We start from the raw sequence: 18,805 nt of genomic DNA, 5'->3' as shown, positions 1-18,805 counted from the left end.
GGTTCAGCTCACCCGCACTCGTGGATCGAGGATGACCACGGCGATGTCCGAGAGGACGGCGCCGATCGCGGTCATCACTGCGCCGAAGGCCGCGACGGCGACGACGCCGTGGATGTCGTTCGTCGCGATGGTCTGTGTGAAGTACTTGCCCATGCCGTTCCAGCCGAAGATCGATTCGGTCAGGACGGCGCCGGTGAAGACCGCCGGGATGGAGAAGGCCACCTGGGTCGTCACGGGGATCAGCGAGGTGCGCAGCGCGTGGCGGCGGATCGCCTGGGACTTGGTCAACCCCTTGGCGCGCGCGGTGCGCACGTAGTCGGCGTTGATGTTGTCGAGCAGCAGCGAGCGCTGCAGGAAGTGGATGCCGGCGTAGCTGACGAGGATCAGCGCGATCGTCGGGAGTATCAGATGTTGCAGCGCATCGATGAGCACGGGGAAGAACCCGCTCACCCCCGGACTCGCTGCGCCCGTGACGAAGAAGATCCGCGTCCCGGTCGCGCTGTTCGCCTGGATCGCGAGCAGCACGATTCCCAGCGACGCGACGACGATCGGGATGTTCATCGTGATGATCGAGGTCGCCTGGCCGATCCGGTCGGCGAGCTTGTACTGGCGGGAGGCGGTGTAGACGCCGAGCGCGATGCCGATCACGGTGAACAGGATGGTGGCCCCGAGGACGAGTTCGGCGCTGACCCAGACCCGGTACGCGACCTGGTCGTTCACCGAGTCGCCCGTGGGGCTGAGCCCCCAGTTCCAGTGGAAGAGGATGTTGCTGAACCACGTCCACCAGCGCTCGAGGAGGGGGACCGTGTCGTCGAGGTTGCGGGGGCGGAGCAGCGCTTCGATCTGCTCCTCGTTGAGAGGGGGGCGGCGCCCGACGTAGTTGCTGCGCGGGTCCAGATAGAGCCAGGCGAGGAAGTACGTGAGGTTCGTCGCCACGACGATCATGAGCAGCCAGCCCAGTGCTCGACGCAGCAGGTACTTGATCAAGGTCGGTATCTCTCTCTTCACCAGAGCCGAACGGGATCACCGTTGCGGATCCGATCAATGTGCTTCACTCCGGACGCGCCTCTTCGCACGTTCCGGTATACCAAAAAGATGTTACGGGGTCGTTTCCTCCGTGGAACTCGGTTCCACGCCGGAGACCTGGGCGACGTTACCACCGGATCGGCGGAATCGGGCATTAGGCCTCCCTCACCGTAGAATCGACGCAACATGTCCCCACGCGCTCTCACTCCGCTTCAGCCTGCCGCGACGCCCGCGACGCAGATCCGAAATTTCTGCATCATCGCGCACATCGATCACGGCAAGTCGACCCTCGCCGACCGCATGCTGCAGATCACCGGTGTCGTCTCCGACCGAGACATGCGCGCTCAGTACCTGGACCGCATGGACATCGAGCGTGAGCGCGGCATCACGATCAAGAGCCAGGCCGTGCGCATGCCCTGGGAGATCGAGGGCGAGACGTTCGCGCTCAACATGATCGACACCCCGGGCCACGTCGACTTCACGTACGAGGTCTCACGCTCGCTGGCCGCGTGCGAGGGAGCGATCCTGCTCGTCGACGCGGCGCAGGGCATCGAGGCGCAGACCCTCGCGAACCTCTACCTCGCGCTCGAGAACGATCTGCACATCATCCCGGTGCTGAACAAGATCGACCTCCCGGCCGCCGACCCCGACAAGTACGCCAAGGAGCTCGCTTCGCTCATCGGCGGCAAGCCGGAAGACGTCCTCCGCGTCTCCGGCAAGACCGGCGTGGGCGTCGAGGCGCTGCTCGATCGACTCGTCAAGGAGATCCCCGCTCCGGTGGGTGACGCGGATGCTCCGGCGCGCGCGATGATCTTCGACTCGGTCTACGACGCCTACCGCGGCGTGGTCACTTACGTCCGCATGGTCGACGGCAGTCTGTCGCCGCGCGAGCGCATCCAGATGATGTCGACCGGTGCGAACCACGAGGCGCTCGAAGTCGGCGTGTCGAGCCCCGAGCCGATCCCGACCAAGGGCCTCGGCGTCGGCGAGGTGGGGTACCTCATCACGGGCGTGAAGGATGTGCGACTGTCGAAGGTCGGCGACACCGTCACGTCGGCACGCAAGCCCGCGACCGACGCGCTGTCCGGATACACCGACCCCAAGCCGATGGTCTTCTCGGGCATCTATCCCATCGACGGCAGCGACTACGCCGAACTCCGCGAAGCCCTCGACAAGCTCAAGCTCTCGGATGCCTCCCTGCAGTACGAGCCGGAGACGTCGGTGGCTCTCGGTTTCGGTTTCCGCTGCGGCTTCCTCGGCCTGCTGCACCTCGAGATCATCACCGAGCGGCTCTCACGCGAGTTCGGACTCGACCTCATCACCACGGCGCCGAGCGTGATCTACGAGGTGCTGACCTCCGACACCGGCGAGACCGTGACGGTCACGAACCCGAGTGAGTACCCCGACGGCCGCATCGGCTCCGTGTCGGAACCGATCGTCAAGACCGCGATCCTGCTCCCGAAGGACTACGTCGGCACGGTCATGGAGCTCTGCCAGTCGCGTCGCGGCTCGCTGCTCGGCATGGAGTACTTCTCGGAGGAGCGCGTCGAGCTGCGCTACATGATGCCGCTCGGCGAGATCGTCTTCGACTTCTTCGACCAGCTCAAGTCCAAGACGCAGGGCTATGCCTCGCTCGACTACGAGCCCGCGGGGCAGCAGGAGGCCGACCTCGTGAAGGTCGACATCCTGCTCCAGGGCGAGAAGGTCGACGCATTCAGCTCGATCGTCCACCGCGACAAGGCCTACGCCTACGGCACCATGATGGCCGAGCGTCTGCGCAAGCTCATCCCTCGCCAGCAGTTCGAGGTGCCGATCCAGGCGGCGATCGGTGCACGCATCATCGCTCGCGAGACGATCCGCGCCATCCGCAAGGACGTGCTCGCCAAGTGCTACGGCGGTGACATCACCCGCAAGCGCAAGCTCCTCGAGAAGCAGAAGGAGGGCAAGAAGCGCATGAAGATGGTCGGCCGCGTCGAGGTCCCCCAGGAGGCGTTCATCGCCGCGCTGTCGGGCGACGTCGAGGGCAAGGACAAGAAGTAGTGAGCCCGCTCCCGCCGTACACGCGCGGGATGACGCGGCATCCGATCGTCGACGTGCCGGCGGGGATGCACCTGTCCGAGCGCAGCATCGCGGTCGCTCCGGAGGCTCAGGATGCCGTGCGCACGCTGATCCGCTCCTGGGAGTTCAAGCGGCGGGCGGGTTTCGACGGCCCGGCGTCCGCGCCGGTCGCGAACGCCGAGGGCGTGCTGGCCAAGCGTGTGCTCGGTATCCGATTCTCCGAACCGATCCGGGTGGTGTGGGCGGATGAGCGGGGTTTCGGGTACGAGACGCGCCCGGGTCATCCGATCTACGGAGAGGAATCGTTCGTGCTCGACGACGGCGTGTTCACCGCCCGTTCGATCTCGCGCCCCGCGACCCTCGTGTGGTGGTTGCTGTCGCCCGCGCTGAGGCTGATCCAGCGCCGCACCCACGCGCGGTACACCCGAATCGTCGCCGCCGAGGCGCGCGAGTGGGGTGTTCGTCCAGGCAACCGCCAGTAGGCTGGATCTCATGCGGCGCGGGAACTTCCGAGACGACACGGTGGACTATGCGGCCGTGGGTGCCACCCACGCGCCCGATCTGATGCAGTACCCGCCGGAGCGCAGCTTCCCGGCGGAGGAGTCCTGGCGGATCGGCTCCGGAGCGGAGCGGTTCCAGACCGCCGGCGAAGCTCTGCTGTCGTGGACGGCGCAGCGCGCGGCCGGCCTCGCGATCGAAGACGTGCGCCCCGCCCCCGGCCCGGCGTACGCGGGCGTGAGCTTCGATGCCGAGGGCAACCCGATCGCCCCCAGCAAGCGCGACGTCGAGCCCCGTTACGATGCCGAAGGGACTCCGTTCGTGGGCCCGGGCATGACGCTGCGCGTGCGCGGTCGTCTGTCGGGCATGCGCGCGGATGCCGAGTTGCGTGTGATCTCGGTCACCGAGGAGGCTCGACGCATCGGTTTCGTGCTCGGCACGGTCGGCGGCTCGGTCGTCAGCGGCGAGGAGTCCTTCGACGTCGACTGGCGCGAGGACAACGACGAGGTCTGGTTCACGGTGCGCGCGTTCGACGCCCCCAACTCCCTGCTCTACCGCACGGTGCCGCCGCTCGTGAAGCGTCGCCGTCGCGAGCTCTTCGCCCGCTATCTCCGGGCGATCTCCCCGCTCTACGCGACCCCCCTCTGATGGCGGGGCCCCTTCCTCTCGGCGATCCCGCACCGTCCGACGGCCGCCTGCCGGCCGATCTGCCGATCGATCCCTCGGTTCCCTTCTCGGCGTACCTCCACATCCCGTTCTGCCGCGTGCGGTGCGGATACTGCGACTTCAACACCTACACCTCGAGCGAACTGCGCGGCGCCCGTCAGGAGGACTACGCCTCCACGCTGCTCGCCGAGATCGATCTCGCGCGAAACGTGCTCGACGAGGCGGGTGCGCTGCGCCCGATGGACACGGTCTTCTTCGGCGGGGGAACACCCACGCTGCTCCCCGCCGGCGATCTCGCGCTGATGCTCGGCGCCGCGGTCTCGGCCTTCGGCCTCGCCGAGGGCGCGGAGGTCACGGTCGAGGCCAACCCCGACACCGTCACGCCGGAGGTCGCCCGCACGCTCGCGGATGCCGGCGTGACGCGTCTCTCGATCGGCATGCAGTCGGCGGTGCCGCACGTGCTCGCCGCGCTCGACCGCACGCACGACCCCGACAACGTGCGCACGGCCGTCGCCGCGGCGAAGGAAGCCGGGCTCGCGGTCAGCGTCGATCTGATCTACGGCGCGCCGGGCGAGTCCCTCGCCGACTGGGAGGCGTCGCTGGATGCGGCCCTCGAACTCGACTCCGACCACATCTCGGCGTACGCGCTCATCATCGAGGACGGCACGAAGCTCGCCCGCCAGATCCGGCGTGGCGAGGTGCCGACGCCCGACGACGATCTGCAGGCCGACATGTACGAGCTGGCCGATCGCCGCCTCGCCGCGGCGGGCTTCGAGTGGTACGAGGTGAGCAACTGGGCCCGCAGCGACGCGCAGCGCTCGCGTCACAATCTCGCCTACTGGCGGGGGAGCGACTGGTGGGGCTTCGGGCCGGGGGCGCACAGCCACGTCGCCGGACTCCGCTGGTGGAACGTCAAGCATCCGGCGGCGTACGCGCAGCGGCTGTCGGCATCCGATTCTCCGGCGGCCGGCACCGAGCGTCCGGACGAGGGCGCACGGATGCTCGAACGGGTGCTGCTGCAGAGCCGCCTCGTCGAGGGCATCGCGGTGGCCGACCTGCCGGCCGGCAATCGCGCGAACGTCGCGGGTCTCATCGCCGACGGCCTCGTCGACGCCCGCGCCGCGGTGCAGGGTCGGGTGCAGTTGACGCTGCGCGGACGGCTCCTGGCCGATGCCGTCGTGCGCGAGCTCACCGACTGACGCGGGAGCGAAGCGGTCAGCTCCGGGTCGGGAGCAGATCCATTCCGGCGGTGCGCCGCTGGGGGAGCGTGCCGCTCGTCGTGTCGAACACCCGTGTCGTGCGGTCGGCGCCGTACGCCGCCCAGCCGGGCGAACCTGTCGTGACGAACGAGATCCAGGCGGCGTGCATCTCGTCGGCGAGAGCCTGGGGTGCATCGGCGCCCGCGAGGCGCTGCGCCTCGGCATCCGCCAGACGGTCGAAGACGAATCCGAGCTCGAGAGCGTGTGCGGCACGCAGGTCGCGCACCGGGCTCGGCCATGCGAACTCGTAGACGAAGGTGAGCGCGGGGCGGGCGCGCGCCGCGCGCGAGAGTGGCGCGCGCAGCATCACGTCGGTCGCCAACTGTCCGAAGATCTCGCCGGTGGAGGCCTTCGGGAACGCCTTCCGGTACTCCGATGCGGCTCGGCGCGGGATTCCCAGGGCCAGACGCGCGATGAAGAGCTTGAGCGGGCGGATCTCGGCGAGAGTCTCGGGTGTGAACCAGAGCCGGTACTCATCGGTGTTGCTGCCGATGAGCAGCGGGGTGTCGATGGTCGGCAGGACCTCGTGAGGCGAGCGCGGAAGGCTGTCCGGATCGATCGCGAATTGGAACCCCGGCGCTCCGCCCAGCGGCGACGAGCCCGCGGACTGCGCGCGACGCGCCTCGAGCAGCTTCTCGGGAGGGACGGACGCGAACGACGCACGATCGGCGCGGATGCCGAGCCGCTTCGCGAGAACCGCGGTCACCCGCCCCGCCTTCTGCGGCGGTTGCGCCTCCAACGGACCGGACTCGATGATCGCGCGCGCGACGAGGGTGCGGGAGTCGTCGCGCGCGAGAAGGCCCGCGACGATCGCGCCTCCAGCCGATTCCCCCATGAGGGTGATGCGTGCGGGGTCGCCGCCGAACGCGCCGATCTCGCGATGCACCCACTCGAGAGCCGCGGCCGCGTCCCGGAGGCCGAGATTGCGCGGGGCGTCGTCGAGCACCGAGAAACCCTCCGAACCGAGGCGGTAGTTGATCGACACGAAGACGATCCCTGCGGCGGCGAAGCCGGCCCCGTCGTAGAGCGGAAGCGCCGCGGTGCCGCGCTCGAGCGCTCCGCCGTGGATCCACAGCAGCACCGGGGCGCGCTCGGCATCCGTCGGCGCCCAGACGTTGGCGGTCAGGATGTCGTCACCGTCGATCCTGACCGATCCGAGCAGCTCGCCGATCGCGCCGGGATACGGCGACTGCGGGGCCGTGGGCCCGAAGGCCGTGGCGGGACGCACGCCGGTCCACGGAGTCGCCGGCCGCGGTTCCCGGAACCGGTTCTCGCCGAAGGGAGGGGCGGCGTAGGGGATGCCGAGGAACCGCGATACCCCGCCCTCGCTCGATCCCTCGACGATTCCGGTGGACAGCTCGGCGGTGGGGGCGGTCATGGTCGTCATCCTAGGGCGGAGCCCCGACCTCCGACGAGACGAGCCGCGGGCGGGGTAGGATTGGCACTCTGAACGTCCGAGTGCCAACGGAAGGGAAGGGCGATGGTCACAGAGCGAGGACTCCAGGTTCTCCGCGCGATCGTGCAGGACTACGTCGAGACCCACGAACCCGTCGGCAGCCGTTCCATCGTGGACCGCCACTCCTTCGGGGTCTCCGCAGCCACGATCCGCAACGACATGGCGCTCCTCGAGGACGAGGAGCTCATCACCGCGCCGCACACCTCGTCGGGCCGCGTGCCCACCGACAAGGGGTACCGCGTCTTCGTCAATCATCTCGCCCAGCTGCGCCCGCTCTCGTCCGCTCAGCGAACGGCGATCGAGTCGTTCCTGGCGGCGCCGAGCGATCTCGACGACCTGATGGTGCGCACCGTGCGCGTGCTGACGCAGCTGACGGGTCAGGTCGCGCTCGCGCAGTACCCGTCGTTCGCCCGTGCGCACCTCACCCACATCGAACTCGTGCCGCTCGCCCCGACCCGCATGCTCGTCGTGCTCGTCACCGACGCCGGCGGCGTCTCGCAGCGGATGGCCCCGTTGCCGATCGAGATCGACGACGGTGATGCGATCATGCTCCGCGCGCGGCTCTCCGCCCTGCTCACGGGGCAGGCGGTCAGTGACGCGGCCGACCGTCTGCAGACGCTGCTGGCGGCGCCCGAGGCCGCTCCCGGCGATGCCGCGCTGCGGGCTCTCGCCACCGTGATCGTCGACGAGCTGGGTACGTTCCGTCAGGAGCGCCTGGTGATGGCGGGGGCCGCGACGCTCGCGCGTCGCGAGCAGGACTTCCGCGGAAGCATCCATCCGCTGCTCGAGGCGATCGAGGAGCAGGTGACGCTCCTGCGGCTCATGAGCGAGATGGTCACCGACGAGCACGGCCTCGCGGCCAGCATCGGCACCGAGAACGCCCCGTTCGGGCTGGGCGAGGCGTCGATCGTCGCGAGCAACTACGCCGCCCCCAGCGGCACGGCGCGGGTCGGCGTGATGGGCCCGACGCGCATGGACTATCCGAGCAATCTCGCGGCGGCGCGGGCCGTGGCCCGCTACCTGACGCGGATGCTCGACGAAGACGAGACGAGCCGCTGAGCGGCCGTCGACGAAGAACAACGCAGAAAGGCGATCGTGGCGGACCACTATGAGGTTCTCGGGGTGTCCCGGGACGCTTCCACCGACGAGATCAAGAAGGCGTATCGGCGCCTCGCGCGTCAGCTGCACCCGGATGTGAATCCGGGTGAGGACGCGGCGGAGAAGTTCAAGCTCGTCACGCACGCGTACGACGTGCTCAGCGACGACGATTCCCGCCGCCGCTACGACATGGGCGGGGGAGACGGCGCGGCCGGGAACTTCGGCGGAGGGTTCGGCGGATTCGGCGACATCTTCGAGACGTTCTTTGGCGCGGGACAGGGGGGAGGGCGTGCGCGCCCGCGTTCCCGCCGCGAACGGGGGCAGGACGCGCTGGTGCGGGTCACCCTCGACCTCGGCGACGTCGTCTTCGGTGCGCACCGCGACATCGAGGTCGACACCGCTGTGCTCTGCGAGACGTGCCAGGGTTCCTGCTGCCAGGAGGGCACGTCGCCCGTCACCTGCGACATCTGCGGCGGCTCCGGACACGTCCAGCGCACGGTGCGCAGCCTGCTCGGCAACGTCGTCACCTCGCAGCCCTGCGGCACGTGCGAGGGCTACGGCACGACCATCCCGTACCCGTGCGGTACCTGCGGCGGTCAGGGGCGCGTGCGCTCTCGTCGTACCGTCTCGCTCGACATCCCCGCCGGCGTCGAGACCGGCCTGCGCCTGCAGCTGCCCGGCTCCGGTGAGGTCGGCAAGGCCGGCGGCCCGAACGGCGACCTGTACGTCGAGGTCACGGTCAACCCGCACGCGGCGTTCAGCCGTGACGGAGACGACCTGCTCGCGACGCTCGAGGTGTCGATGACCGATGCGATCCTCGGCACCGAGACCTCGATCCAGGGCCTCGACGGTGCGGTGGATCTCGAGGTGCGCGCGGGCGTGCAGTCCGGCGACGTGCTCACGATCAAGGGACGCGGCATCACACCGCTGCGCGGTTCGCAGCGGGGCGACCTGCGCGTCGGCGTGCAGGTGGTGACTCCGACCAAGCTCGACTCCGCGCAGCGGGCGCTCATCGAGGACTTCGCGAAGAAGGCGAAGGCTCCGGCGCCCCAGCTGGCGCAGTTCCAGCAGGGTCTCTTCTCCAAGCTCCGCGACCGCTTCCGCACGCACTGAGCCATGGCGCTGCATTTCCTCGTCGAAACGTCGTCGGATGCCGAGCCCGGCGATCTCGTGTCGCTGACCGGTGCCGAGGCGAAGCATGCGGCGGTCGTCCGTCGCCTCCGTGTGGGGGAGCAGGTGACGATCGGTGACGGTCGGGGCATCTGGCTCCAGGGCGTCGCCGAGGAGGTCGCTCCCGCACGAGTGGACGTGCGGATCTCCGATCGGGCCGTGCACTCGTCGCCGACCCCGCGCATCGTTCTCGCGCAGGCGCTCGCGAAGGGTGACCGCGACGAGCTCGCGGTGCAGGCCGCCTGCGAGTTGGGCGTCGACGAGATCGTGCCCTGGCAGGCGAGCCGGAGCGTCTCCCGCTGGGAGGGGCCCAAGGCCGTGAAGGGCCGTGAGCGGTGGGCGACGATCGTTCGCGAGGCCGCCAAACAGGCTCATCGGCCGTGGGTCCCCGAGGTGGCGCCTCCCGCGAGCACGGGGGAGCTGGCGACCCGTGCGAGCGCGGAGCGCGTGCTGATCCTCGACCCGTCGGCGACGACCCGACTGTCGGAGATCACCGCGGACGACCGCGACATCGTGCTGGTCGTCGGACCCGAGGGTGGCGTCTCGGACGACGAGATCGCCCGGTTGACCGCGGCGGGCGCCGAGCGCGTGCTCTTGGGAGACACGGTGCTGCGCACCTCGACGGCCGGACCCGCGGCGATCGCGGTGCTCTCCGTCGCCCTCCGCCGCTGGTGAGCGCACCGCCGTGCCGGCGGACCCCGCCGCTAGACTGGGAACATGAGCGAACCCTCGATCTTCACGCGCATCCTGAACGGTGAGATCCCCGCAGAGGTCCTCGGTGAGACCGAACGCGTGTTCGCCATCCGTGACATCGCGCCCCAGGCGCCGGTCCACCTCCTGGTGATCCCGAAGACCGCGGAGTACCGCGACGTCGCCGAGATCGCGGCGGGTGATCCGACGCTGCTCGCCGAGATGGTCTCCTTCGCAAAGGAACTCGCCGCGCAGCACACCGACGACGGCGACTACCGCCTCGTCTTCAACTCCGGCCCGAACGCCGGACAGACCGTGTTCCACGTCCACGCCCACGTGCTGGGCGGGGGACTGAACGAGAAGAGTGTCGGTGCCTGAAAACCACGACCAGAGTCCTGAGATCCCGGAACGCCGCAGCGGAGCATCCGCTCCGGAGTCCGTCGAGAAGATCTACGCCGACGGCGTCGCGATGGTGCAGCTGCTCGGTCCGCAGGACCGGCTCCTGCGGATGCTCGAGAAGGAGCACCGCGATGTGCAGGTCCTCGTGCGCGGCAACGAGATCACGCTCAGCGGTTCGGCATCGGCGGTCGCCGCGGCGAAGACGCTCGTCGAGGAGCTGCTCCAGATGACCCGGGGCGGCGCCGATCTGGCTCCGAGCGACGTCACCAGCTCCGCCCGGATGCTCCGCGACGGGGGACCTCGTCCGAGCGAGGTGCTCGGCGAGGCGATCCTGTCGACCCGTGGCAAGGTCATCCGCCCGAAGACTCTCGGGCAGAAGGAGTACGTCGACGCGATCGAGGAGAACACGATCGTCTTCGGCATCGGTCCCGCCGGAACGGGCAAGACCTACCTGGCGATGGCCAAAGCGGTGCAGGCACTGCAGCGCAAGGAGGTCACGCGGATCATCCTCACCCGCCCCGCCGTCGAGGCGGGCGAGCGCCTGGGCTTCCTGCCCGGCACCCTGACCGACAAGATCGACCCCTACCTGCGACCGCTCTACGACGCGCTCAACGAGATGATGGACCCGGAGATCGTGCCGCGGCTCATGGCGACGGGAACGATCGAGGTCGCGCCTCTCGCCTACATGCGCGGTCGCACGCTCAACGACTCGTTCGTGGTGCTCGACGAGGCGCAGAACACCACCCCCGAGCAGATGAAGATGTTCCTGACGCGTCTCGGCTTCGGCACGAAGATGGTCGTCACCGGCGACATCACCCAGGTCGACCTCCCGCAGGGCTCGTCCGGTCTGCGCATGGTGACCCGCGTGCTCGGCGACATCGACGACATCCATTTCTCCCGACTGACCAGCGACGACGTGGTGCGCCACTCGCTCGTCGGCCGCATCGTCGACGCCTACAGCGAGTACGACGAGAAACGCACGGCGCAGCGGTTCGAGCGCGAGCAGGCCGCCGAGTTCGCGAACCGCGCCGATCGACGTGGCGCGCAACGACCCGGTCCCCGTGACCGCATGCCGAAACGAGGACTCTCATGATCGAGATCAACAACGAGTCGGCGATCGACGTCGACGAGACCGTGCTGCAGCGGTTGACCGACCACAACCTCGCTCAACTGCACGTGAGTGCGGATGCCGAGGTCGCGATCGTTCTCGTCGACGAGGGCGCCATGGAAGCGCTGCACGTGCAGTGGATGGACGAGCCCGGTCCCACCGACGTGCTCAGCTTCCCGATGGACGAACTGCGCCCCGGCACCGAGGATCGTCCGACCGCTCCCGGTCTGCTCGGAGACATCGTTCTCTGCCCGCAGGTCGCCGAGACTCAGGCCCAGGCCGCCGGGCACACCCTGATGGACGAGCTCATCCTGCTCACCACGCACGGCTTGCTCCACCTGCTCGGCTACGACCACGCCGAGCCCGATGAGGAGCGTGAGATGTTCGGCCTGCAGAAGGAGCTCATCCAGAGCTTCGCCGCGGCCGAGCGTCGGCGATGACTCTCGTCGCCGTCTCCCTCCTCGCCGCCGCCGTCCTCCTCGTCGCCTTCGGCGGCTTGATGTCGGCGATCGACGCCGCGTTCAGCGTGCGGTCGCGCGCCGACCTCGAGGAGATGGGCACCGAGGGGCGCAACGCCGCTCAGCTCGCGCGCATCGCCGCCGATCCCGACGCCCACGTCAACTCCGTCGCCTTCATCCGCGTGCTCGCCGAGGTGACGGCGGCCGTGCTCGTCACGGTCGCGTTCACCTCGCTGTTCGACAACATCTGGTGGGCGATGCTCGCCGCCGCCGTGCTCATGACCGGCATCACGTTCGTGCTGGTCGGTGCGAGCCCGCGCACGGTCGGACGTCACCGCGCCGACGGTCTGCTGCGTGCGAACGCCCCGATCGTGCGCGGCCTGCGCATCATCCTGGGCCCGATCGCGCAGGGGCTCGTCCTCCTCGGCAACCGCGTGACGCCGGGCGCCGGACGCAGCTCCTTCTCGTCCGAGGAGCAACTGCTCAGCATGGTCGACGAGGCGGCGTCGAACGACCTCATCGAGGCCGACGACCGCGACCTCATCCACTCCGTGTTCGACTTCACCGACCAGTTCGTGCGCGCCGTCATGGTGCCGCGCACCGAGATGGTCACCGTCGATGCCACGGCGTCGACCAGCGAGGCGATGGAACTCTTCCTCAACCGAGGGGTGTCGCGCATGCCCGTGGTCGACGACGAGGCGGATGACGTCGTGGGTGTGCTCTATCTCAAGGACCTCGTGCAGTTCGCCTACCGTGACGAGGGTGCCTGGCGCGGAGCGTCCATCCGCCCCATCTCGCGGCCTGCGACCTTCGTTCCCGAGTCCATGCGCGCCGAGACGCTCCTGCAGCAGATGAAGCGCGATGCGGTTCACGTCTGCCTGGTGATCGACGAGCACGGCGGGATCTCGGGACTCGTGACGCTCGAGGACCTCATCGAGGAACTCGTCGGCGAGATATCGGACGAGTACGATCGGGTATCCGCCGAATTCTTCGACCTGGGCGACGGGCGCTACCGCGTGAGCTCCCGCCTCTCGCTCGAGGACGTGGGCGATCTGTTCGGGCTCGAACTGGAGGACGAGGACGTCGACTCGATCGGCGGCCTGCTCGGCAAGGCGCTCGGGCAGGTTCCGCAGCCCGGTGCGACGGCCGTCGTCGACGGGCTCGTCCTGACGGGCGGCGCGTCCCGAGGACGCGGCAGAGGGATCGCCACGGTGTTCGTGGAGAGAGCAGCGCGTGGCGAGGATGCTGCGGACGACGAAGGAGAACGACACGATGACTGAGCAGAACCGAAGCGGGTTCGTGACCTTCGTCGGCCGACCGAACGTCGGGAAGTCGACTCTCACGAACGCCCTGGTCGGCGAGAAGATCGCGATCACCAGCGAGAAGCCGCAGACGACGCGGCGCGCGATCCGCGGCATCCTCAACCGCCCCGACGGCCAGCTCGTGATCGTCGACACCCCCGGCATCCACAAGCCGCGGACGCTCCTCGGCGAGCGTCTGAACGATCTCGTCGAGCAGGTGCTCGGCGACGTCGACGTGATCGGCTTCTGCGTCCCGGCCACCGAGAAGATCGGCCCGGGCGATCGGCGGATCGCCGCCTCGCTCGACGGATACCCGCGAGCGAAGAAGGTCGCGATCGTCACGAAGACGGATGCCGCGGGACGCGACGAGATCACCGAGCGCCTTCTCGAGGTCGATGCGCTGCGCGAGGACTGGGCCGCCGTGGTCCCGCTCTCGGCGCTCACGCGCGATCAGCTCGACGTGCTCTCGGATCAGATCCTCGCCCTCATGCCCACGGGGCCGGCGCTGTACCCCGAGGGCATCACGACCGACGAGTCGCAGGACGACCGGATCGCGGAGTACATCCGCGAGGCCGCGCTCGAGGGCGTGCGCGACGAACTGCCGCACTCGATCGCGGTGGTCGTCGACGAGGTGGCCCCGCGTGAGGGCAGCGACCTCACCGATGTGCACGCATCGATCATCGTCGAGCGAGACAGTCAGAAGGCGATCATCATCGGGCACAAGGGCAAGCGCCTGCGTGACGTGGGGGCGCGCGCCCGCGCGCAGGTCGAGGAGCTCCTCGGCACCCGCGTGTTCCTCGCCCTCCACGTGAAGGTCGCGAAGGAGTGGCAGCGCGACCCGAAGCAGCTGGGCCGGCTCGGGTTCTGACATGACTTCCCGAGGGACTCAGGCGGCGTACGCGGGACCGCCACCCCCGAGCGCATGATCACCGGCAGCGACGACCCGAAATCGCTGCGGGACGAGGTCTTCTCCACGGTCTTCGACGCTCATTGGGCGGCGATCCGTCACCACATCGAAGGCGTCGTCGTCGATGACGGCGAGGTGACCCAGATCGTCTCGGAGGTCTTCGTGACGGCCTGGGCGCGACTGAATCCGCGCAAGCCGATGGGGCGCGTGTGGCTTCTGCGCGCCGCCGATCGTGCGCTGCGCGCGCGCTCGCACGCCGCGAGCACCCGCTGGAGCACGGCGGCAGCGGTGCACGAGGGGATCCGCGGTCCGCAAGACGAGGCGGATGCGACCGAGCAGGCGGCCGTTCTGCGTGCTCTCTCTGTACTCCCGGCCCGCGAGAGGCGTATCATCGTGCTCACGTACTGGGATGGGTTGTCGGTGGGGGAGATCGCCGAACTCGCGCGGATCTCCGTGGCCCGTGTGCGCAAGACGTTGCTTCGCGCACAGGAACACGTGCGCGAAGCGCTGAGATCGGAGGGGGTGATCGTCGATGACTGACAGTGCTCTGCTCGAGCGCGTGCTCACCGACGCCGACCCGGCGCGCACACCGCGGGAATCCGCACCCGACCTGCGAGCCATCGCGTTGCGGGATCGGATCCTGCGCGATACGCGTGCCCCGCGCCAGCGCCGCGCGGTCGTCGCCGGGTGGGCGTCGGGGCTCACCGTCGCTGCGGCATCCGCCGTCGTCGCGGTCGCCGTCATGGTTCCGCAGAACGCGGCCGTGGCCGGCACACCCCTCCCGCTCGAGTTCGATGCCGGCGGAACGACCGCTCAGATCCTCGACGACGCGCAGGCCGCGCTCGCGACGAGCGACGGACCCGCCGGAGCCGAACGCGCTGTCCAGTCCGCATCGTGGTCGTTCGCGGTGGACATGGGTACCCGCGAGACCGAGGTCGTGCCCCAGCTCGTGACGACGACCTGGAATCCGGATCTGTCCGGCCGAACGGTCGCGATCGAGGGCGTGCCTTACGATCCCGCGGATGCCGCCGCGAACGTCGGCTCCGAGATCTCGAGCAGCGGCGAGGTCGCGTGGGAGCTCGATATGGCGCCGGGCGAGTTCGCCGCGCCCGTCGTCGACATGCCCGCTGCCACGCCGGACAATATGCGGGCGGTGCTCGAGGCCTACTGGTTGCCGAGCGATCCGACCGGCTTCGACGTCGTCGCCGCGATCAGCTCGGCCAAGGGGCAGTGGACGCTCACGAACGCCCAGGAGTCCGAGATGCTCGGCATCCTGGAGCAGGTGCCGGGGGTCGAGGCGTTGGGCACCTCAACCGATCGACTGGAGCGACCCGTGACCGCGCTGCGTGTCCCGTCACCGGACGGCACCTCGAGCGATGTCGTTCTGCTCTCCGCCGACACCGGGCGCATCGTCGGTGTCGAGCGCACCAACCTCCTCGACAACGAGGCGTTCGCTGCGGGCGCCATCATCTCGTACCAGCTCTGGGACATCGAAGGGATTCTGTGATGAGGCCTCCCCGTGCCGTGTTCTCGGCCCTGATCGTTGCCGGCCTGCTCGTGGTAGCCACTCCCGCTGCGGCTTCCGCCGCGACCGGGGGAGACGAGGTCGATCCGCAGATCGCGCAGATGCTCGACGAGATTCCCGGGGGCGTGCTCATCGACGCGCATCGCGCGGTCTGGCCGGCGCTCGACATGGAGGTCACGGTTCCGTCGGGCCCGGGTGGGCTCTTCGCCCGCGCCGCCGTGGGAAACTGCGCGTCCGGACGGATCTGCGCCTTCAGCGCCGGCTCGCTGTCGGGGACGAGCGTGTCCTGGGGCACGTGCGGAACGCTCACGGTGCCGAGCGGTTTCGTGCCCCGATCCCTCGCCAATGCCCGGAGCTCCGGCTACGCCCAGGCGCGCAACAGCGCGGGCGGCGTGCTCGCGACGGCGAACGCCGGTGGATGGGTGAACGTCGGCGGGACGGCGAAGACGGTCCGCTGCGTCCTCTGAGCCCATCGTCCTCCTAGGACGCGTCGAACTCGCTCAGAGCGGGGAGGACGATGACCGTACCGTCGCCGTACGCCGCGTCGACCGCCCGCTGGAGCTGCCCATCGTCCCAGACGACCTGCACCCAGACGTAGCCGCGCTCGGTCCAGAGGGTCAGCGCGTCGCTGCCGAGGCGTGAGCTCAGATCGTCCTGGATCTCCGTCAGCTCGGCGGCGGTCGCATCTCCCTCGATGCCTCCGGTCGGATCGTCGGGTCGCACCGGGTCGTACAGGGCCAGCAGCACGGGCGGGTCGGTGACGGTGATGCTCTCCCCGTCGTACCGTCCGGTCACCGCGTAGGCGCCCCAGGTCGTCTTACCGCTGGTCTCGCTCCCGTCGACGCCGTCCCAGCTCCATCCGATGAGCGGCACACCCGTGCACTGCGGCGGGTACGACTCGGCGACGCCGCCGAGGCACAGTTGCACCTCTCCGTCGACGTCGAGCACCGTGCCGGTGCCGCGCACGCGTCCCGTCGGCGGCTCGGTGACGATGCCTGAGAGGTCCTGCACCTGAGGGTCGGCGCTGCTCGTCGGTGACCCACCCGCGCCGGGACCCGTCGCGCAGGCGGTCAGGGTCGACGCGAGCGCCGTCGCGAGGGCAGCGGACCAGAGGAGACGGCGACGCAGTGGTGTGCTCATACCCACCAGTGTCGTCGAGACGGCGTTCGTCTCACGTGCACGGCGGACGGGGCATCCTGCTAGCATGACCACATGCCTTTCGGCGGTCTGCTTCTTCTTAGCTGCCGCGACGAGTCCTAAGAGCTAGGGCCTTCCTCGTCGCGGCGCTTGTGTTGGCCCGTACATTCTGACGAAGAGAAGAAGCCCATCATGCAGAACACGCAGCGCCCCTCCGGGATGCCGATCCACAAGTACCGGCCGTTCCACGAGCAGATCACCGTCGACCTCCCGGACCGCACCTGGCCCGATGCCCGCATCACGACCGCGCCCCGCTGGTGCGCCGTCGACCTCCGTGACGGTAACCAGGCTCTCATCGACCCGATGTCGCCCGAGCGCAAGCGCGTGATGTTCGAGCTCCTGGTGAACATGGGATACAAGGAGATCGAGGTCGGCTTCCCGTCGGCCAGCCAGACGGACTTCGATTTCGTCCGCCAGCTGATCGAAGAGAACCTGATCCCCGACGACGTCACGATCCAGGTGTTGACCCAGGCGCGCGAGCACCTGATCGAGCGTACCTACGAGTCGATCGCCGGTGCGAAGCAGGCCATCGTCCACCTGTACAACTCGACGAGCGTGCTGCAGCGCGAGGTCGTCTTCCGCACCGACAAGCAGGGCATCATCGACATCGCCCTCGAGGGCGCACGACTCTGCCGCGAGTTCGAGAAGCGCATCCCCGAGACGCAGGTCTACTACGAGTACTCGCCCGAGAGCTACACGGGTACCGAACTCGAGTTCGCCGCCGACATCTGCAACCAGGTGATCGAGGTCTTCGAGCCGACGCCCGACCGCAAGGTCATCATCAACCTGCCCGCCACGGTCGAGATGGCATCGCCGAACGTGTACGCCGACTCGATCGAGTGGATGAGCCGGCACCTGAACCACCGCGAGAACGTGATCCTCTCGCTGCACCCGCACAACGATCGCGGGACCGCGATCGCCGCGGCCGAGCTCGGCTACATGGCCGGTGCCGACCGCATCGAGGGATGCCTGTTCGGCAACGGGGAGCGCACCGGAAACGTCGACATCGTCGCGCTCGGCATCAACCTGTTCACGCAGGGCATCGACCCGCAGATCGACTTCAGCGACATCGACCAGGTCAAGCGCACGGTCGAGTACTGCAACCAGCTGCCGGTGCCCGAGCGCAGCCCCTGGGCGGGAGACCTGGTCTTCACCGCGTTCAGCGGGTCGCACCAGGACGCGATCAAGAAGGGCTTCGAGGCCATGGCCGTGCGGGCCGACACCGAGGGCGTCACGGTCGATGACATCGAATGGGCGGTGCCCTACCTGCCGGTCGATCCGAAGGATCTGGGTCGTTCCTACGAGGCCGTCATCCGCGTCAACTCGCAGTCCGGAAAGGGTGGCGTCGCCTACCTGTTGAAGGCCGACCACGCGATCGACCTGCCGCGCAAGCTGCAGATCGAGTTCTCGGGCGTCGTGCAGACGAAGACGGATGCCGAGGGCGGCGAGGTCACGAGCGACCAGATCTGGTCGATCTTCAACGACGAGTACCTGCCGGCCGCATCGAGCGAGGACAAGTGGGGGCGCTTCGAACTGCTCGCCACGCAGACCCGCAGCGACATGTCGGGTGACGTGGTGCTCGACGTCACTCTCCGTGACGACGACCAGCAGGTGGCTGTCGCGGGGAACGGCAACGGACCGATCGCCGCCTTCATCGAGGTGCTGCGCGCGCAGGGCTTCGACATCACGCTCTACGACTACGTCGAGCACGCTCTCAGCGCCGGCGGCGACGCGCAGGCCGCAGCCTATGTCGAGCTGCAGATCGGGGATCAGCGCCTGTGGGGCGTCGGCATCGACGGCGACATCTCGACCGCGTCGCTCAAGGCGATCGTGTCGGGTGTGAACCGCTCGATCCGCGCTCGGCAGGGCGAGCTCGCCGCCGTCTGAGCGGTTTCGTGACGCGACCCTTCGTCTCGTCGCTCCGCTCCTCGCTCAGGGACCGGTTTCAGGCCGGTTCCTGAGCGAGCGGAGTTCGCAGTCGGGCCCGGT

At 68.9% G+C, this 18,805-nt stretch carries 19 protein-coding genes; 16 read left to right on the top strand and 3 right to left on the bottom strand.

The features are described 5' to 3' along the window. Nucleotides 1–3: 3 nt before the first annotated feature. On the bottom strand, nt 4–987 hold the full coding sequence (locus tag ACZ5Y9_RS10965) for an ABC transporter permease (protein ID WP_247622216.1): 984 nt from the start codon (nt 985–987) through the stop codon (nt 4–6). A gap of 225 nt (nt 988–1,212) precedes the next feature. Between ACZ5Y9_RS10965 and lepA the strand changes: the two genes are divergently transcribed. Genes lepA through hemW form a run of 4 tightly spaced genes read left to right on the top strand, consistent with a single transcriptional unit; the run spans nt 1,213 to nt 5,447 of the window. Further along, a complete protein-coding gene (gene lepA / locus ACZ5Y9_RS10960; protein WP_247622217.1) occupies nt 1,213–3,066 on the top strand; it encodes a translation elongation factor 4 in 1,854 nt (617 codons plus the stop codon). Then, entirely contained in the window at nt 3,066–3,566 is a 501-nt protein-coding gene (locus ACZ5Y9_RS10955) for a DUF1990 family protein (protein ID WP_464471329.1), read from the top strand. The genes lepA and ACZ5Y9_RS10955 overlap by 1 nt, the downstream gene beginning before the upstream one ends. Nucleotides 3,567–3,576: 10 nt before the next feature. After that, nucleotides 3,577–4,230, top strand: coding sequence for a DUF1990 family protein (locus ACZ5Y9_RS10950; RefSeq protein WP_247622219.1), 654 nt, complete (start codon nt 3,577–3,579; stop codon nt 4,228–4,230). Further along, on the top strand, nt 4,230–5,447 hold the full coding sequence (hemW, locus tag ACZ5Y9_RS10945) for a radical SAM family heme chaperone HemW (protein ID WP_404596262.1): 1,218 nt from the start codon (nt 4,230–4,232) through the stop codon (nt 5,445–5,447). Before ACZ5Y9_RS10950 ends, hemW begins: the two co-directional genes overlap by 1 nt. Before the next feature lie 16 nt (nt 5,448–5,463). On the opposite strand, the gene ACZ5Y9_RS10940 is transcribed toward hemW, so the two are convergent. Next, a complete protein-coding gene (locus ACZ5Y9_RS10940; RefSeq protein WP_464471328.1) occupies nt 5,464–6,885 on the bottom strand; it encodes a carboxylesterase/lipase family protein in 1,422 nt (473 codons plus the stop codon). A 102-nt stretch (nt 6,886–6,987) separates the two neighbouring features. On the opposite strand from ACZ5Y9_RS10940, the gene hrcA reads away from it, so the two are divergent. The 11 genes from hrcA (at nt 6,988) to ACZ5Y9_RS10885 (ending at nt 16,086) form a co-directional block, all read left to right on the top strand. Then, a complete protein-coding gene (gene hrcA / locus ACZ5Y9_RS10935; RefSeq protein ID WP_247622222.1) occupies nt 6,988–8,022 on the top strand; it encodes a heat-inducible transcriptional repressor HrcA in 1,035 nt (344 codons plus the stop codon). Nucleotides 8,023–8,058: 36 nt separating this feature from the next. Continuing rightward, a complete protein-coding gene (gene dnaJ, locus ACZ5Y9_RS10930; protein WP_247632043.1) occupies nt 8,059–9,174 on the top strand; it encodes a molecular chaperone DnaJ in 1,116 nt (371 codons plus the stop codon). Nucleotides 9,175–9,177: 3 nt separating this feature from the next. Beyond that, nucleotides 9,178–9,906, top strand: coding sequence for a 16S rRNA (uracil(1498)-N(3))-methyltransferase (locus ACZ5Y9_RS10925; RefSeq protein ID WP_464471327.1), 729 nt, complete (start codon nt 9,178–9,180; stop codon nt 9,904–9,906). Between the two features lie 42 nt (nt 9,907–9,948). Further along, entirely contained in the window at nt 9,949–10,299 is a 351-nt protein-coding gene (locus ACZ5Y9_RS10920; protein WP_247622225.1) for a histidine triad nucleotide-binding protein, read from the top strand. Between the two features lie 91 nt (nt 10,300–10,390). Then, entirely contained in the window at nt 10,391–11,413 is a 1,023-nt protein-coding gene (locus ACZ5Y9_RS10915; RefSeq protein WP_247624677.1) for a PhoH family protein, read from the top strand. Continuing rightward, a complete protein-coding gene (gene ybeY / locus ACZ5Y9_RS10910) occupies nt 11,410–11,868 on the top strand; it encodes an rRNA maturation RNase YbeY (protein WP_247622226.1) in 459 nt (152 codons plus the stop codon). Before ACZ5Y9_RS10915 ends, ybeY begins: the two co-directional genes overlap by 4 nt. Further along, nucleotides 11,865–13,166: a hemolysin family protein gene (locus tag ACZ5Y9_RS10905; RefSeq protein ID WP_247622227.1), complete on the top strand. Its 1,302-nt coding sequence runs from the start codon at nt 11,865–11,867 to the stop codon at nt 13,164–13,166. Before ybeY ends, ACZ5Y9_RS10905 begins: the two co-directional genes overlap by 4 nt. Continuing rightward, the gene (gene era, locus ACZ5Y9_RS10900; protein ID WP_247622228.1) at nt 13,159–14,055 is read left to right on the top strand and encodes a GTPase Era; all 897 of its coding nucleotides are present in this window, start codon (nt 13,159–13,161) and stop codon (nt 14,053–14,055) included. The genes ACZ5Y9_RS10905 and era overlap by 8 nt, the downstream gene beginning before the upstream one ends. A gap of 54 nt (nt 14,056–14,109) precedes the next feature. After that, nucleotides 14,110–14,634, top strand: coding sequence for a sigma-70 family RNA polymerase sigma factor (locus tag ACZ5Y9_RS10895; RefSeq protein ID WP_464471326.1), 525 nt, complete (start codon nt 14,110–14,112; stop codon nt 14,632–14,634). Next, nucleotides 14,627–15,601, top strand: coding sequence for a hypothetical protein (locus ACZ5Y9_RS10890; protein WP_464471325.1), 975 nt, complete (start codon nt 14,627–14,629; stop codon nt 15,599–15,601). Before ACZ5Y9_RS10895 ends, ACZ5Y9_RS10890 begins: the two co-directional genes overlap by 8 nt. Then, entirely contained in the window at nt 15,601–16,086 is a 486-nt protein-coding gene (locus ACZ5Y9_RS10885; protein ID WP_336640194.1) for a hypothetical protein, read from the top strand. The genes ACZ5Y9_RS10890 and ACZ5Y9_RS10885 overlap by 1 nt, the downstream gene beginning before the upstream one ends. 13 nt (nt 16,087–16,099) lie before the next feature. Here the strand turns inward: ACZ5Y9_RS10885 and ACZ5Y9_RS10880 are convergent, their stop codons facing one another. Next, the gene (locus ACZ5Y9_RS10880; protein WP_464471324.1) at nt 16,100–16,759 is read right to left on the bottom strand and encodes a hypothetical protein; all 660 of its coding nucleotides are present in this window, start codon (nt 16,757–16,759) and stop codon (nt 16,100–16,102) included. A gap of 189 nt (nt 16,760–16,948) precedes the next feature. Here ACZ5Y9_RS10880 and leuA point away from each other — a divergent pair, with 189 nt between their 5' ends. Then, nucleotides 16,949–18,703 (top strand): 2-isopropylmalate synthase, encoded by a 1,755-nt coding sequence (leuA, locus tag ACZ5Y9_RS10875; RefSeq protein ID WP_464471323.1) that lies wholly within the window; start codon nt 16,949–16,951, stop codon nt 18,701–18,703. Nucleotides 18,704–18,805 lie beyond the last annotated feature (102 nt).

Source organism: Microbacterium sp. T3-8, assembly GCF_055398145.1.
This window is presented reverse-complemented; position numbering and strand designations above follow the sequence as displayed.

Coding starts and splice junctions, on each gene's coding strand:
- lepA (WP_247622217.1), top strand. CDS start 1,213: ATGTCCCCACGCGCTCTCACTCCGCTTCAGCCTGCCGCGACGCCCGCG.
- ACZ5Y9_RS10950 (WP_247622219.1), top strand. CDS start 3,577: ATGCGGCGCGGGAACTTCCGAGACGACACGGTGGACTATGCGGCCGTG.
- hemW (WP_404596262.1), top strand. CDS start 4,230: ATGGCGGGGCCCCTTCCTCTCGGCGATCCCGCACCGTCCGACGGCCGC.
- ACZ5Y9_RS10940 (WP_464471328.1), bottom strand. CDS start 6,885: ATGACCGCCCCCACCGCCGAGCTGTCCACCGGAATCGTCGAGGGATCG.
- hrcA (WP_247622222.1), top strand. CDS start 6,988: ATGGTCACAGAGCGAGGACTCCAGGTTCTCCGCGCGATCGTGCAGGAC.
- ACZ5Y9_RS10925 (WP_464471327.1), top strand. CDS start 9,178: ATGGCGCTGCATTTCCTCGTCGAAACGTCGTCGGATGCCGAGCCCGGC.
- ACZ5Y9_RS10920 (WP_247622225.1), top strand. CDS start 9,949: ATGAGCGAACCCTCGATCTTCACGCGCATCCTGAACGGTGAGATCCCC.
- ACZ5Y9_RS10915 (WP_247624677.1), top strand. CDS start 10,391: ATGGTGCAGCTGCTCGGTCCGCAGGACCGGCTCCTGCGGATGCTCGAG.
- ybeY (WP_247622226.1), top strand. CDS start 11,410: ATGATCGAGATCAACAACGAGTCGGCGATCGACGTCGACGAGACCGTG.
- ACZ5Y9_RS10905 (WP_247622227.1), top strand. CDS start 11,865: ATGACTCTCGTCGCCGTCTCCCTCCTCGCCGCCGCCGTCCTCCTCGTC.
- era (WP_247622228.1), top strand. CDS start 13,159: ATGACTGAGCAGAACCGAAGCGGGTTCGTGACCTTCGTCGGCCGACCG.
- ACZ5Y9_RS10895 (WP_464471326.1), top strand. CDS start 14,110: ATGATCACCGGCAGCGACGACCCGAAATCGCTGCGGGACGAGGTCTTC.
- ACZ5Y9_RS10890 (WP_464471325.1), top strand. CDS start 14,627: ATGACTGACAGTGCTCTGCTCGAGCGCGTGCTCACCGACGCCGACCCG.
- ACZ5Y9_RS10885 (WP_336640194.1), top strand. CDS start 15,601: ATGAGGCCTCCCCGTGCCGTGTTCTCGGCCCTGATCGTTGCCGGCCTG.
- ACZ5Y9_RS10880 (WP_464471324.1), bottom strand. CDS start 16,759: ATGAGCACACCACTGCGTCGCCGTCTCCTCTGGTCCGCTGCCCTCGCG.
- leuA (WP_464471323.1), top strand. CDS start 16,949: ATGCAGAACACGCAGCGCCCCTCCGGGATGCCGATCCACAAGTACCGG.